12 protein-coding genes are annotated in these 16,275 nt (G+C 40.2%); 5 read left to right on the top strand and 7 right to left on the bottom strand.

Annotated features, from left to right (window positions below; all coding sequences use genetic code 11):
- Window positions 1-8: 8 nt before the first annotated feature.
- Window positions 9-1,256, top strand: coding sequence for an ATP-binding cassette domain-containing protein (locus tag BUA60_RS12480; RefSeq protein WP_072862163.1), 1,248 nt, complete (start codon window positions 9-11; stop codon window positions 1,254-1,256).
- A 51-nt stretch (window positions 1,257-1,307) separates the two neighbouring features.
- On the opposite strand, the gene secDF is transcribed toward BUA60_RS12480, so the two are convergent.
- Both secDF and mdh read right to left on the bottom strand, forming a co-directional pair.
- Entirely contained in the window at window positions 1,308-4,271 is a 2,964-nt protein-coding gene (gene secDF / locus BUA60_RS12475) for a protein translocase subunit SecDF (RefSeq protein WP_072862161.1), read from the bottom strand.
- Window positions 4,272-4,443: 172 nt separating this feature from the next.
- On the bottom strand, window positions 4,444-5,370 hold the full coding sequence (gene mdh, locus BUA60_RS12470; protein ID WP_072862158.1) for a malate dehydrogenase: 927 nt from the start codon (window positions 5,368-5,370) through the stop codon (window positions 4,444-4,446).
- 298 nt (window positions 5,371-5,668) lie between these two features.
- Here mdh and BUA60_RS12465 point away from each other — a divergent pair, with 298 nt between their 5' ends.
- Window positions 5,669-6,043: a hypothetical protein gene (locus tag BUA60_RS12465; RefSeq protein WP_072862156.1), complete on the top strand. Its 375-nt coding sequence runs from the start codon at window positions 5,669-5,671 to the stop codon at window positions 6,041-6,043.
- Between the two features lie 16 nt (window positions 6,044-6,059).
- Here BUA60_RS12465 and BUA60_RS12460 read toward each other — a convergent pair whose 3' ends face one another.
- The 3 genes from BUA60_RS12460 to asnB all read right to left on the bottom strand — a co-directional run bounded on the left by BUA60_RS12460 (window position 6,060) and on the right by asnB (window position 11,178).
- On the bottom strand, window positions 6,060-7,052 hold the full coding sequence (locus BUA60_RS12460) for a DUF6588 family protein (protein WP_072862706.1): 993 nt from the start codon (window positions 7,050-7,052) through the stop codon (window positions 6,060-6,062).
- 73 nt (window positions 7,053-7,125) lie between these two features.
- Complete coding sequence (gene gyrB, locus BUA60_RS12455) at window positions 7,126-9,087, bottom strand: DNA topoisomerase (ATP-hydrolyzing) subunit B (protein ID WP_072862154.1); 1,962 nt, start codon at window positions 9,085-9,087, stop codon at window positions 7,126-7,128.
- Window positions 9,088-9,507: 420 nt separating this feature from the next.
- Window positions 9,508-11,178 (bottom strand): asparagine synthase B, encoded by a 1,671-nt coding sequence (gene asnB / locus BUA60_RS12450; RefSeq protein WP_072862152.1) that lies wholly within the window; start codon window positions 11,176-11,178, stop codon window positions 9,508-9,510.
- Between the two features lie 241 nt (window positions 11,179-11,419).
- Between asnB and BUA60_RS12445 the strand changes: the two genes are divergently transcribed.
- Complete coding sequence (locus tag BUA60_RS12445; RefSeq protein WP_072862150.1) at window positions 11,420-11,959, top strand: DUF2911 domain-containing protein; 540 nt, start codon at window positions 11,420-11,422, stop codon at window positions 11,957-11,959.
- A gap of 96 nt (window positions 11,960-12,055) precedes the next feature.
- On the opposite strand, the gene BUA60_RS12440 is transcribed toward BUA60_RS12445, so the two are convergent.
- Window positions 12,056-12,490 (bottom strand): hypothetical protein, encoded by a 435-nt coding sequence (locus BUA60_RS12440; protein WP_072862148.1) that lies wholly within the window; start codon window positions 12,488-12,490, stop codon window positions 12,056-12,058.
- A gap of 67 nt (window positions 12,491-12,557) precedes the next feature.
- Between BUA60_RS12440 and BUA60_RS12435 the strand changes: the two genes are divergently transcribed.
- Both BUA60_RS12435 and BUA60_RS12430 read left to right on the top strand, forming a co-directional pair.
- A complete protein-coding gene (locus BUA60_RS12435; RefSeq protein WP_072862146.1) occupies window positions 12,558-13,385 on the top strand; it encodes a hypothetical protein in 828 nt (275 codons plus the stop codon).
- Window positions 13,386-13,658: 273 nt separating this feature from the next.
- The gene (locus BUA60_RS12430; RefSeq protein ID WP_072862144.1) at window positions 13,659-15,296 is read left to right on the top strand and encodes an ABC-F family ATP-binding cassette domain-containing protein; all 1,638 of its coding nucleotides are present in this window, start codon (window positions 13,659-13,661) and stop codon (window positions 15,294-15,296) included.
- Between the two features lie 60 nt (window positions 15,297-15,356).
- Here BUA60_RS12430 and BUA60_RS12425 read toward each other — a convergent pair whose 3' ends face one another.
- Window positions 15,357-16,175: an alpha/beta hydrolase gene (locus BUA60_RS12425; protein ID WP_072862142.1), complete on the bottom strand. Its 819-nt coding sequence runs from the start codon at window positions 16,173-16,175 to the stop codon at window positions 15,357-15,359.
- Window positions 16,176-16,275 lie beyond the last annotated feature (100 nt).

Raw genomic sequence — 16,275 nt, 5'->3', positions numbered from 1 at the left:
CATTAACCATGAAAAAAAGCATACACTGGGCCGTATTTATCAACAACAACTCACAAAAGGACCAGTTCATAAAAAATGTGTTGGAAGGACCCTTACCGAAGGGATTTGAGGCCCTAGAGAATTTGGAAGGGGCCCTATTTTCCAAAATAACCTTAAACCAGTTTATAGACGAAGAGGAAAGACACGGCATCCAAATTATCAATAAAAATTCACAGCAATTGCTCAAGACAATGTCTAGCGGGGAACAAAAAAAGGCGCTATTGAAATATATCTTTCACCTAAAGCCGGATTATATTGTTTTGGACAATCCCTTCGACAATTTGGATAAGGACGCCCAAAAGGACTTAAAAGCCTCCCTTGACCATATTTCAAAAAACACCTTTATCATCCAGCTCATAAGTAGAAAAGCCGATATTTTACCTTTTATAACCCAAGAGATGATTTTGGAAAGATCCACAATAAGACCATTGGCCAGCGGACCCGAAGTAACTAAGAAAGACAACCCATCCGTAGATACTTCCTTTACCGGCAGAATCCCTAAGCCCATAACACCCACAGACTATGAAGAATCCGTTTTAATAGACTGCAAGGACATCAGTGTAATATATGGGGATAAAAGAGTGCTGGACAAAATTAATTGGACCATCAAAAAAGGGGAGTTTTGGCAGCTTATAGGTCCGAACGGAAGTGGAAAATCAACATTGCTCTCCATGATTACCGGTGACAACCACAAAGGCTACGGACAGCAACTGTACCTTTTTGGACAACGCAAAGGCAGTGGGGAAAGCGTTTGGGACATTAAGAAAAGGATTGGGTACTACACCCCTGCCATGACCGATAAATTTTCGGGCCTACACTCCTGCCTTAATATGGTCATTTCTGGGATGAACGATTCTGTTGGCCTCTATCTAAGGGCAACGGAAAACCAGAAGGCCTTGGCCAAAGAATGGCTAATTATACTCGATATGTGGCACCTAAAGGACGTACTATTCGCCGACCTATCCGCAGGGCAACAGCGTATGGTGATGACCGCTAGGGCCATGATAAAACATCCGCCCCTTTTAATTTTGGATGAACCAACTGCCGGGCTGGATGATGAAAGTGCCATGCTTTTTATATCCCTTGTCAATAAAATTGCAAAAGAAAGCAAGTCCGCCATTGTCTTTGTTTCCCACAGGAAAGAACCGGGCCTGGAACCCCAATTTATCTATGAGCTACAAACAACTCCCGAAGGGTCCCATGGAAAAATAATATAAAAAAAAGGCCGCTGATCAGCGGCCTTTTTTATTTTCGTTGGTAGGAGACTATTACTCTTCCTTTCCTATTTGAGTTTTCTTCTTCAAAGTATCGAACATTACTGGAGTTGCAATGAACAAAGAAGAATAAGTACCTACAATGATACCTATGATCATGGCAAACATAAATCCTCTTAGGGATTCACCGCCGAATATGAATATTGCCAACAACACTACCAAAGTAGTCATGGAGGTATTCAAGGTTCTACTTAAGGTACTGTTCAGGGCCAAGTTGGTATTCTCCCCTGCTTTCCATCCTTTTTCAGCTATAATCTCCCTAATACGGTCAAAAACTACCACGGTATCGTTCAAGGAGTAACCAATAACCGTAAGTATTGCTGCGATAAAGGCTTGGTCGATCTCCATATTAAAAGGCATAAGTTTACCAAAGATGGAGAATACACCCAATACGATCAAAATATCGTGGAATACAGCCGCAACTGCACCCAAAGAGAACTGCCATCTACGGAACCTGAATAGAATATAAAGGAATACTACCCCCAAAGAGCCAATAATAGCCAAGAAGGCATTCTTTTTAATATCATCCGCAATGGTTGGACCCACTTTCACAGATTGCAGGATTCCTATGGAATTCTCACCACTCCCAATTATAAAATTCTCAAAACTGGTACCGTCCGGCAAATATTTTTGAAGGGAAGCGTACAGTTTATTCTGAATTTCATTGTCCACTTCTATGCCTTCAACATCTACCTTATATGCAGTAGTAATTTTTATTTGATTGGCCTCACCATAAGTCTTAACATTGGTACCACTACCAAAAACAGTGTTCAATTCCGAAGCGATTTCAGAGGGGTTTACCATCTTCTCAAATCTTACCGTGTAAGAACGACCTCCAAGGAAATCGACCCCTTGCGGTATACCTTGTGTTAATATTGAAAATAAACCTATCCCCACTAAAATAGAAGAAGCTATATAGGCAATCTTTCTTTTGGACAAGAAATCAATATTGATATTCTTGAACAGGTTCTTGGTCATGGCCGTAGAGAAATCCAATTTTCTTCCTTTTCCACTTACATACCAATCAACCAAAAGTCGAGTAATGAATATGGCCGTAAACAAAGAGGTAACTATACCTATCAATAAGGTAGTAGCAAATCCCTTGATAGGACCAGAACCAAATACAAATAGTATTAATGCCGTTAAACCGGTAGTAATGTTGGCATCCAAGATAGAAGAAAGTGCATTTCCAAAACCATCCGCGATAGCTTGGCTCTGTCCTTTACCTTTTGCCAACTCCTCTTTAATACGTTCAAAAATAAGAACGTTCGCATCCACAGACATACCAATTGTCAATACGATACCAGCAATTCCAGGCAATGTAAGTACTGCATTTAAACTTACCAGCACCCCAAAGATCAACAGGATATTCAAAAGCAATGCGATATCGGCAAAAATACCAGCTTTACCGTAGTAAAACACCATCCATACCAATACAATGGCCATGGCGATCATAAATGAAAAGAATCCACTATTGATTGCTTCTTGACCTAAGGAAGGTCCTACAATTTCCGATTGAATAATTTCCGCTGAAGCAGGTAGTTTACCCGCTCTTAGTACGTTGGCAATATCCTTGGTTTCGTTAATGGTAAAAGTACCCGTAATCTCTGAACGACCACCAGATATAGGTCCGGAAGAAACGCCAGGCGCAGTATACACTTTATTATCCAACACGATAGCGATACCGGTCTGGTTATTAAAGGCATCCCCTGTTAGTTTTTCCCATTCCTTGGCACCTTTGGTATTCATGGTCATGGTAACCGCAGGCTTGTTATATTGATCAAAAGTATCGGAAGCATCGGAAACAACGTCCCCACTAATTCTGGGCGTATTGTCCCTGTTGGATTTTAAGGCATATAACTCAACTATTTCGGAACCTTCGGTTGGACGTTCCCAAACAAACTTGACAAACTGAATATCCGCTGGAATCAATCTGCGGATTTCCTTCATTCTAAGGTATTCCCCAATTTTAGCCGTATCCTGAATAGCGGCACTTACCAAGGCATTTCCGTTAGGATTTGCTGGGATAAGCAAACTAAAAAGTGGATTCACATCTTGGGAAAAATCCAATGAATCTTGAGCAACATCAGACAACAAAGAATCCAATTCAGATTCTGGCTTAACCACTTCTTCCGGTTTTTCAACCTCTACCAAAGTTTTTAACTTCTCGTTGGCAGCCTGCAAAAAGGTACTTAAACTAGGGTTACTCTGTTTATAAGTTTCCCAAAACTCCAATTGCGCCGTACTGGATAATAAATCCTGAGCACGTCCTATATCCCTTGCACCAGGCAATTCTACCAAAATTCGACCAGAATTACCTTCTCGTTGAATATTTGGCTGGGTAACACCAAAACCATCGATACGCTCACGAAGTACTTCGAAAGCCGAAACAATGGATTCATCAATCTTTGTTCTTATAATTGGTTTTACCTGATCATCGGTCATTTGAAAGTTAATGACATCGCTCAAACCTTTATTTGCAAAGATATCCGGAGAGGCCAATTTGGTATCCCCCTTTATTTTGTCAAAAGATTCAAAGAACAGGTCTATATAAGTAGCATCACTATTTTTGGAAGCGGCATCCGCATCGGCCAGCGCCTTGTTGAAAACCGGATTCTTGGTATTATTGGCAAGGCCTTTTAAAATATCCTTTACAGAAATTTGAAGGGTAACATTTATCCCACCTTTTAAATCCAGACCCTTATTAAGTTCCTTTTTCTTGGCTTCGTCATAACTAGTAAACCCTAAAATGGAATTTCCTCCTATAGAGTCTAAATATCTTGCTTCCAGCGCTTCCCTTTTTGCAAGGTAATCCTCTTCGGATTCTGAAATTTTATTGGTAGCAAAGACAGTTGCATCCTTTTCTACTTTATTGGTAATAAATGTATAGGATAGCTGATAAATACTGACTAGCCCAAACAAAAAAGCGAAAAGCTTTATAAGTCCTTTATTTTGCATTGGTTGTATATTAATTTAAAATGGTATTCTTAAATAGCGTGCAAATATATTATTTCCCATAGGAACTAACAATATATTTATCAGTTTTATAAAATAAGGGCATCCGCCCCGTTCCGATGGTACTCGGAAACAAATGGGACGGATGCCCTTAATATTCGCGAACCCTAATAAACTATAAGGTCAATAAGCTATTTGTTTTTCTTACGCCTTCTGCGCTTTCCTGCATTTTAGCTTTTTCAGCTTCGGCCAATTCTATTTTTACAATTTTCTCGATACCATTTTTACCCAAAAGTACCGGAACACCAATACAAATATCGTTAAGTCCGTACTCACCTTCCAAAAATGCAGAACATGGGAACATCTTCTTCTGATCGCAGGCAATGGCCTGTACCATAGAAGAAACGGCAGCACCAGGCGCATACCAAGCACTGGTACCCAATAACTTGGTCAGTGTAGCTCCTCCCACTTTGGTATCCTCGGATACTTGGGCAAGGCGCTCTTCGGACAAAAATTCGGATACTTTAATACTGTTCCTAGTTGCATGTGCGGTTAATGGTACCATACCTGTATCACTATGCCCCCCGATAACCATACCGTCCACATCGGATATTGGAGCCTCCAATGCCTCTGCCAACCTATATTTAAACCTTGCACTGTCTAATGCGCCACCCATTCCTATAATCCTATTCTTGGGCAAACCAGTAGTTTTATGCACCAAATAAGTCATGGTATCCATTGGATTACTTACCACGATCAATATTACGTTGGGAGAATGCTCCAATAAACTGGAAGAAACCGTTTTTACAATCCCTGCATTTATCCCTATCAACTCCTCACGGGTCATTCCCGGCTTACGTGGAATACCAGAAGTGATAATAGCTACGTCGCTTCCAGCAGTTTTGCTATAATCATTTGTAATTCCTGTTATTTTGGTATCAAAACCATTCAATGAAGCGGTTTGCATTAAATCCATGGCCTTGCCTTCAGCAAAACCTTCCTTAATATCCAACACAACTACTTCGGATGCAAAATTCTTTATGGCAATGTACTCTGCACAACTTGCGCCAACAGCACCTGCTCCAACAACGGTAACTTTCATTATAAGGTTATTTTAAGTTAAATTTTATCTTTCAAAAGTACTGATTTTTAACAGAACAATACCACCCCTTCTACAGAAACCAACTAAATTTTATAAGGAATAAGGATTTGTCATTTTAATATCGACTTTGGAAAAAGTAACTGCCGTTGGTGCCCAATCCAAATTTATACTGAACGTAATAAAAAGACCTTTTATCGAAAAAAGTTAAAATACCGTTCCATACGTCGAATTAATATAATAGAAAGCTGAAACCGTACGTTCAATACTAAGTACCCAAATCTAAGAAAATTCCTACAAAATGAAGAAATTATTTTCATTCTTGGCGATTATTGGCATCCTACTGGCCAGTAATTGTACCAGAATTACAGAAAACAACGATCCGGTTATTGGGATATGGTCCCATATCGCGACGGACGGAGGCACCACTCAAAAACAGGATGTTACCGTGAGGCAGGAGTGGATATTTAATGACGCCTATTTAGGTAGATACCACACCTATCACGACAAAAACTTAACGGTTATTTCGGACTTTAAATGGGTCCATAAGGACAGCCTTTATGTTATTTCGTATCCCGGCCTGGACAAAGAGGAAGACATTGTAATCATGACAGAGTCCGACAATGGAACTGTATTAGCCGATGCTGATGGCAACGTATTGGCTATTAGGGAATAAAGGGTAAATTTTGGATTTATCTAAATCCAAAATTTACCCCTACAGTAAGGTTATTAAATTCGGCCAAGGAATAATCTGCATGCAACCTAAAGAAACCAAGTTTTAATTTGGCCCCTAAGGTTCCTGAAACTCCGTTTGCCTTTCTAGTCAAGGAAAAGGGATCTGTATAAGTTGTATTTATTAACAGCCCTGATTGCACTCTATAGGTACCCAAAACGTCTGTTGTGGATTTTCCGGAAACATAACCTATAGCCCCATAAAAATTGATGACCGGAAGCTTTGTGGAGGCCACGGCCTGAACAGTTAAAACATTCATATCCACTTCTATCTGCTGATCGCTACCATCTACAATATTACTGTCCGTAAAATCATAGGAAGCATTTAAATGCGTATACCCTGCCACTGCGGAAAGCGCAACTGGCAATATTTTATCGGCTGGCAACAATTTAGAAAAATCGTATTGAAGCCCAACGCCATACAAGCCCACGGCAACATCTTCAGTATCAATTTTAGGCAAAAACCTGGCCTTCACTTCCAATCCTTTGATCAGCCCCACGCTTAACTGTAAAAAGGCCGACGGAATAAAGTTGATGTTTTCCGAAGCCAATCCGGTTGGTAATTCAAATTCCTCGCCCCCTTCCACATAAACCCGTATACCTTCCAGATCCCCTAAAGCAGTTGAAACCGATTTGGAAGTGCTTCCATCTACAAATTGCAGATTTTCATAATCGGCCGTATTAAGAACAAAAGCTTTTTTGTCTTCCTTACCTTTAAAGGAAGTCATATTACCAATTATCGAAATCTCAAAACCTCCCAAAGGTTTGGAATCGGCAGAATTGTACCATCCATTGGACAAACTATAAATAGCGCCTTCGGAGACCGGGCCGAAATAACTATCGGAAAATTGTTCCGCATCGTCAATACCTGCGGCGAACAACTCGTTTACATTGGACTGTGAAAACCCAAATGCACTTAGGAATAAAATTCCTGTCAATACTATATACTTCATAACCATTTGATTTTGCATAAAACTAAAAAACTCGCACCAGTGGTGCGAGTTTTTGTTGTGTAAACACTATTTTTTATGCATCAATGTTGGCATAGACCGCATTTTTCTCAATAAACTCCCTTCTTGGAGGCACCTCATCGCCCATCAACATAGAGAACACCCTATCGGTCTCGGTAGCATTATCAATGGTTATCTGCCTTAAGGTCCTAAATTCCGGATTCATGGTAGTATCCCACAACTGCTCGGCGTTCATTTCCCCAAGACCCTTATAGCGCTGAATACCAACGCTACCGTTGAAACTTTCTGCAATTTCATCCCTTTCCTTATCGGTCCAGGCATATCGTTTCTTATTTCCTTTCTTCACTAAATAAAGTGGCGGAGTTGCTATATAAACGTGGCCTCCCTCTATCAATTCACGCATATACCTAAAGAAAAAGGTCAATATCAAGGTCTCGATATGACTACCATCCACATCCGCATCACACATAATCACAACTTTGTGATAGCGCAATTTATCCAAGTTCAAAGCCTTGCTGTCGTCCTCGGTACCAATGGTTACACCCAAGGCCGTATATATGTTTTTGATCTCCTCATTTTCAAAGACCTTATGGGTCATAGCTTTTTCCACGTTCAGGATCTTACCCCTCAATGGAAGAATAGCCTGAAAAGCCCTGTCGCGCCCTTGCTTGGCAGTACCTCCCGCAGAATCACCCTCAACTAAGAAGACTTCACATAATGCTGGATCCTGTTCCGAACAATCGGATAATTTTCCTGGCAAGCCACCAATGCTCATCACCGTTTTACGCTGAACCATTTCACGGGCCTTGGTAGCCGCATGACGTGCTTGGGCCGCCAAAATTACTTTTTGGACAATGGTTTTGGCATCATCTGGATTCTCCTCCAAATAATTGGTCAACATTTCCGATACTGCCTGACTTACCGCCGCAGATACTTCCCTGTTTCCCAATTTGGTCTTAGTTTGTCCTTCAAACTGTGGTTCTGCAACCTTTACGGAAATAATAGCCGTTAAACCTTCCCTAAAGTCATCTCCCTGAACTTCGAATTTTAATTTTTCCAACATCCCCGATGCATCGGCATACTTCTTCAAAGTGGATGTCAAACCCCTTCTAAATCCAGCCAAATGCGTACCACCTTCATGGGTATTGATGTTATTCACATAGGAATGCAGATTTTCAGTATAGGAGGTATTGTACACCATAGCTACTTCTACAGGAATATCGTTCTTCTCCCCCTCCATGGAAATAACACTGCGAATAAGAGGCTCGCGATTCCCATCCAAAAACTTGATAAACTCCTTTAAACCCTCTTCGGAAAAGAAGCGTTCGGTAACATAGCCACTTTCGCTGTCCTTATCCTTCTGTCTCTTATCCATTAGGGTAATGGCAACACCTTTGTTCAAAAAAGAAAGCTCGCGCATTCTATTTGCCAAGGTCTCATAACTGTATTCCACAGTCTGGGTAAATATGGTATCATCCGGTGTAAAAGTAACAATGGTCCCCCTTTTATCGGTTTCCCCAACACTTTTTACCGGATATAGTGCCTTACCCTTACTGTACTCCTGTTCCCAGATTTTTCCATCCCTATGAACCGTAGCTTTCAAGTGCTTTGAAAGTGCATTGACACATGACACCCCAACACCGTGCAAACCACCCGATACTTTGTAGGAATCCTTGTCGAATTTACCCCCGGCACCTATTTTGGTCATAACAACCTCCAAAGCTGAAACACCTTCTTTTTTGTGAAGGTCTACAGGGATACCCCTACCGTTATCCTGGGTAGTAATGGAATTGTCTTCATTTATCGTTACAGTAATCTCATCACAATGACCGCCCATAGCTTCATCTATGGAGTTATCCACCACTTCATAAACCAAATGGTGCAAACCACGTACCCCTACATCACCAATATACATGGAAGGCCTCATACGAACGTGCTCCATACCCTCAAGGGCCTGGATACTATCCGCGGAATAATTGTTCTTTTTTTGCTCGTCTTTATTTGCTTCTTCGCTCATAAATAAATACTTATTTCATTATAATTTTAGCAATCCTACAAATATACGCAATACCCTATGAAATATAGGGTTGATAGCCCATATAAGTTACTAAGTTATCAACAAAAATTGTGGAAAAAATACCAATCGATATATAAGATACCGAAGCGTGTTATTCCACCCCCTACCTACCCGATTCCAACGATAACAATCAACAAAATACCACGAAATTAGATCGACAGAACCCAGCTAACACAGATATTCCGGGAAAGCCGAATAAAGTGTTTACAGGACTTCGCCCCTTTAGGTCTGGATTCGCCAATTCTCCAACCCCCAAACAACCCCCTTAAATAAAAAAGACACCCCCTAAAGGATGCCTCTTGTACACTAATAAACCAAAAAACTTGATCTATAGAATTCTTATTGCCTATTCCGGCTGCATTATTTTACATAAGCATCGGAATGCACTTTGGATACAGCCCTTCCAGACGGATCGTTCATGTTTTTAAAGGCCTCGTCCCATTCCAGGGCAATTCTGGTACTACATGCTACCGAAGGTTCCTGGGGAACACATAATGCAGCAGCATCGGATGGGAAATGCTCTTCAAAAATGGAGCGGTAATAAAACTCTTCCTTGGACGTAGGTGTCTGCAGTGGGAATCTGTATTTGGCATTGGCCAATTGATCATCCGTAACTTCGTTCTTAACAACCTCCTTTAAGGTATCTATCCAGCTATAACCAACTCCATCCGAAAATTGTTCCTTTTGTCTCCAGGCAACACTTTCTGGCAACATATCCTCAAAAGCCTTACGAACCACCCATTTCTCCATACGCTCACCGTTGATCATCTTATCCTGAGGATTGATTCTCATAGCCACGTCCATAAATTCCTTATCCAAAAATGGTACTCGCCCTTCTATACCCCAAGCTGCCAAAGATTTGTTGGCCCTTAAACAATCGTACATATGTAGCTTGTCCAATTTACGGACCGTTTCCTCATGGAATTCCTTAGCATTTGGCGCTTTATGGAAGTACAAATAACCTCCAAATAATTCGTCCGCTCCTTCTCCTGATAAAACCATTTTAATACCCATGGATTTTATCACTCTGGCCATAAGATACATTGGCGTGGATGCCCTAATTGTTGTTATATCATAGGTTTCCAGGTTATAAACGACATCTTTTATGGCATCCAATCCTTCTTGAATTGTAAATTTTATCTCATGGTGCACCGTACCGATATGTTCCGCCACCTTTTGTGCCGCTGCCAAATCCGGAGAACCTTCCAATCCTACCGAAAATGAATGCAATTGCGGCCACCAAGCATCGGTTGTATCGTCCGATTCAATTCTCTTCTGGGCGTATTTCTTTGCAATAGCCGAGGTTACCGAAGAATCCAATCCCCCTGAGAGCAGAACACCATAAGGAACATCGGACATTAATTGTCTATGGACAGCAGCTTCCAAGGCCTCTTTAATAGCCTTAATACTAGTCTCGTTATCCTTTACCGCATCATATTCCATCCAATCACGGGAATACCATCTTTTAAATTCCCCATCCTTACTATGCAGGTAATGCCCCGGAGGAAACAACTGTATTTTGGTACAAGTCCCTTCCAACGCCTTTAATTCGGAAGCCACATAAAAAGTACCATTAACATCCCAACCTATATATAAGGGAATGATTCCCATATGATCTCTAGCAATAAAGTACTCATCTTTTTCAGCATCATAGATAGCAAAACCAAAGATACCATTCATTTCATCCAAGAAGTCGACCCCTTTTTTTTGATACAAGGCCAAGATCACTTCACAATCCGACTCTGTCTGAAAATTATAGGTTCCTGCAAACTGCTTACGCAACTCCCTATGGTTATAAATTTCACCATTAGCGGCCAAAACCAATTTCTTATCCGGACTGAATAAAGGTTGTTTCCCTGATGCCGGGTCCACAATAGACAAACGTTCATGCGCTAAAATAGCCTTATCGTTAGCATATATCCCACTCCAGTCAGGTCCCCTATGTCTAATTTTTTTGGACATCTCCAGCAATTGAGGTCTCAAAACCTCAGTACTCTCCTTTACATCAAAGGCACATACAATTCCACACATACAATAATATTTATGTCAATTTTTAAGCAAATATCAAGTTAATATATATATTATAAAATATAAAACCCATAAATAGTTATAATTTAAAACCAAAAATTATAAAATACCTATATATTGATATCATATAAATGAATTCACTTACACCAACCCACTATTTTGTAAGGTGTCCAAAATTTACCGACTTTTAATTCAGAATAAAAGGAATACTACTTAAATTTGACAATCACTAAAACAAAAAAAAATGAAAAATTTATTTACGATTACACTTATGGTTATTGCTTTGGCCTTTAGTTCTGAGGCTATGGCGCAGAAATTCAGTGGATTGGACAAGAGTCCAGCAGACATTTCCTCCTATCCTACTGATTATAAAGTTTCGGAAAAATTGGTTCGCGTAACTTATAGTCGACCACAATTAAAAGGACGTTCAATTTCTGAACTTGCCCCAGCCGGAAAAGTATGGAGAACTGGAGCCAATGAAGCCCCAGAGATTATTTTTTATAAGGATGCCACTGTAGGTGGTAAAGCAGTTGCTGCTGGAACCTATTCCTTATTTACCATTCCAGGCGACAAGGAATGGACTATAATATTGAACAAAAATTTAAATCAATGGGGAGCTTATTCCTATCAGGAAGATGCCGATGTAGTTCGCGTATCTGCAAGTGTTAGCAGTGCATCCGAATCATTGGATGCCTTTTCCATTGCTTATAAGGATGTTGACAATGGTACCCATATGGTTTTAGGATGGGGAAATACTAGAGTTTCCGTACCAATTACCTTTTAAGGGATATAATTTTATTAAAAGAAAAAACCGAAGTTCTTGACTTCGGTTTTTTTATGGCTTAAGGGAATCCAAATAGTCCTAAAAAGATTAAACATCCTATTCAGGATCTAAACGCCTTTCCCCTGTTAATGGGAAAACACCATCATCGGAACTGGCCTTTCCACTTATTTTATCACCTACTACATTGATACTCACAGATACTATATGACCTTCCAAATTAAGGTTAAATGACAAGGTGTTATCTTTTACCTTAACCTCCTGCGCTTTGCGTTCCCCTCCTCTTAAAGCAACCAAAACCGTAAGTATACCTTCCTTTTTGGATATAAACAATATCCCCTTGGCGTACTCATAAGGCACATTCTCGGCGGAATATTTCCAATTGCCCAGAAAATTTTCCTCGCTAATAAGTAAGGGGCTATTTTTAACCCCAACAGCGAATTGATTTACATTTTCAGCAGCATGGGAAGAAAACCCCAGCAACATACTGTAAACTACAAATCCAAACTTGACAATACCTTTTAAATTTACCATCTCTTTATTTTTTAATCAAAATAATTTTACGGACTATTAAAATTTATACTAAATCGCGCTCAATGGAATGCCCATAATATTTTTGTTACTTTTTTTTCTTTTGAGCCACAACACCATAAGAACTCCGATTGGGCAATTTTTATTGTTTAAATTGCCCTCAAAATATGATTCCTATCATCTGGAACCCATGAGTGAAAATCACCTTCCCAGCGAACTCCCGACCCAAATTCAGCTCCTGAAGGTGGAGATTAACCGCCTGCAAATGGAAATCGATGAAGTTATTCAAAGGACCTCTGTATTTGAAAACCTTCTTCGTGCAAAAATTGAAGAGGAAATAATTGAGGAGCAAGAACTATCATTACTTTATAAGCAGCAGAAAAAAGCAAAAAAGGCTAAACGTTTGGCACAAAAAAAACGTGGAAAGAACTTTGACCAGACTGGAATCCTAAGATCCAATCAGCCCAAACCAATTCCTGTAAAGAACTCAATGGAGCAGGAACAACGGAAGCAATTGTACCGAGAGGCCATGATATATGTACATCCTGATAAGTTTTCTATGCAAACCGATAAGTTGGACTTGGCCACGGAAATTACTACCAAGTTAATAGAAATATACCGATCCGGGGATTTGACCGCCCTAAAGGCTTATCATGCGCACATTTTTAGCGGCAACACCTTGATAGTACCTCCCAAAAATCAAGATCCATCAAAAGGTCCCGAACTAACATTCCTAAAGATTGAGCTTAAAAAACTGCAAAAAGAATTGACCGAAGCCAAAAACAAACACACCTACAAAGTATTGACGGAATACGAAAACCCAATGAGTTTTGTGGACGAACTTAAGGCATATTACAAAGACCGACTCACGAAACTCCGAAGGAGGACAAGATCATAATCCTTATCCGAAATAAAATGTTCATATATTAAAGGTCCCGAAAAAAAAGCAATATGTGAATATTAATCCATACTGCTTCACCTCAAAATCTTATGCAATTCGCGATCTAGATTATTTAACCAAAAAACACCAACAAAACAAGGTGTTTCGTCACTAAACCGGCTTATACATTAGCTTCCATATCGCAACTACAAAAAACATTGGGTCCAATACTCCAATAAAATGCTATCGGTATTGCCCTTTTTCATAGTTTTGCAGACTTAAAATTGGAATATGATTTCTGTAGACGGAATTACTGTAGAGTTTAGTGGAGACACCTTGTTTAGTGATGTTTCTTTCGTTATTAATGAAAACGATAAGATTGCCCTTATGGGAAAAAACGGGGCTGGAAAATCTACTATGATGAAAATAATTGCAGGGGAACAAAAAGCCACCCGTGGTCATATTCGATATCCGAAGGACGCTGTAATTGCCTATTTGCCCCAGCATTTACTGACCGATGACAGCTGTACCGTATTCGAAGAAGCCTCCAAAGCCTTTAAGGAAATCTTTAGCATGCGTGATGAAATTGATCGCCTTAACAAGGAATTGGAAACCCGAACCGATTATGAATCGGATGCCTACATGTCTATCATTGAAAAAGTATCGGACCTAGGCGAAAAATTCTATGCCCTTGAGGAAATAAACTATGAGGCAGAGGTAGAAAAAGCGCTGAGGGGACTAGGGTTTAAGCGCGAAGATTTTCATCGCCTTACAAGTGAATTCAGTGGTGGGTGGCGAATGAGAATAGAACTTGCCAAGATATTATTGCAAAAGCCGGACCTAATACTTTTGGATGAGCCTACCAACCACGTAGATATCGAATCTGTAATTTGGCTGGAGGATTTCCTCCTGAACAAAGCAAAGGCGGTCGTAGTAATTTCCCATGATAAAACCTTTATTGACAATATTACCAATAGAACCATAGAAGTAACCATGGGCAGGATCTATGATTACAAGGCCAACTACACCCACTACCTTCAATTAAGGGAAGACAGACGAAGCCACCAAATAAAAGCCTATCAGGAACAGCAAAAATTTATTGCGGACAACCAGGCCTTTATTGATAGATTTAAAGGCACCTATTCCAAAACCAATCAGGTTACCTCCAGGGAAAGAATGTTGGAAAAACTTCAGATTATAGAAATTGATGAAATAGACACAACCGCACTTAAACTAAGGTTTCCTCCTTCCATACGCTCGGGCGACTATCCGGTTACGGCCGAGGGGCTTTCCAAAAGTTATGGCGACCATGTGGTTTTCAAAGATGCCAATCTCTCTATTTCGCGTGGCGAAAAGGTTTCTTTTGTTGGAAGGAACGGCGAAGGAAAATCTACAATGATCAAGGCCATTTTGGGCGAAATTGAAGTAGAGGGAAAATGTAGTTTGGGGCACAATGTAAAAGTAGGTTATTTTGCCCAAAATCAGGCCTCCTTGTTAGATCCTGAACTTACCATCTTCCAGACTGTGGATGAAGTAGCGGAAGGAGACGTACGTACACAGATCAAAAATATTCTCGGCAGGTTTATGTTTAGCGGTGATGACCTGGAAAAAAAGGTAAGTGTACTTTCTGGAGGGGAAAAAACCCGATTGGCCATGGTTAAATTGCTATTGGAACCGGTAAATCTTTTGATCTTGGATGAGCCTACCAACCATTTGGACCTAAAATCAAAGGACGTGCTTAAGGAAGCATTACTTGCCTTTGACGGTACTCTTATATTGGTCTCCCATGACAGGGATTTTCTTCAAGGACTGTCACAAAAAGTATTCGAATTTAAGGACAAACGCGTCATAGAGCATTTTGAAACCATAGATGCCTTCTTGATACGCAACAGAATAGAGAATCTTAAAGAAATAGACTTAAAGGCGTAATACCAACATAAATATCAAACTGTGTTCTAGGCTAAAACAATCATAGCCTATCCTCCGACTTTAGGACTTAAAAAAACTGTCAAAAAACAAAAGTTGATATTGTATGGCATTGGCCCAATAATCCCAATTATGACTTCCAGGGCGTTCAATATAATCATGGGGTATATTTCTTTCCATCAATTTTTGGTGCATTCTGTTGTTGGCATCATAAAAGAAATCGTTAATACCACAGTCAAAAATGAGCTTTAGGTTGTCCTTTTTCAACAAATACACCATATTGATTACGGTATTATCTTCCCAAATGCCTCGATTTACGGCATAATCGCCCAGGCGTTGGGAGAGGTCCCAGTTTTCTGGAAAAGGGCGTATATCCAGACCCCCGCTCATACTACCGGCAGCACCATAAACCTCCTGATGTTTAAAGGCTAGATAAAATGCCCCATGGCCGCCCATACTCAAGCCCGTAATCGCCCTAGATTTCCTATTGGCCAGAGTGTTGTATTTTTTATCCACCGCCTCAACAAGCTCATTGGAAACATAAGTCTCATATCGCATGGATGGATCTACGGGACTATCAAAGTACCAACTGGTCCTACTACCATCAGGACAGACTATAATCATGTTATATTTGTCGGCATAATCCCTTATGGCCGATACCTTGGTTACCCAATCCGTATGGTCGCCCACTGCTCCGTGCAAAAGATAAAGTACTGGATAACCCTGTTTTTGTCCAGTATAGCCATCGGGCAAAATTACCAGATTGGCAATAGATTTGCCCATGGACTTACTTGTGACCTTTAGAGTATCTAGCTGGGATGCAAATGCACCTAAAACTGTAAATAAAACTACCCCCAAAGTCAAAAACAGTCTCACTTTCATACAATTATATTTTAATTACTTTTTTGTAAATGGTTAGTTGATATGCACGCTTAATAGTGGAAAATTTTATGAGGTTACGTTAAAAACGTTCCCTCATAAA

This window comes from Arenibacter palladensis (genome assembly GCF_900129275.1).
In the GTDB taxonomy this organism is placed as follows: Bacteria; Bacteroidota; Bacteroidia; order Flavobacteriales; family Flavobacteriaceae; genus Arenibacter; species Arenibacter palladensis.
This window is presented reverse-complemented; position numbering and strand designations above follow the sequence as displayed.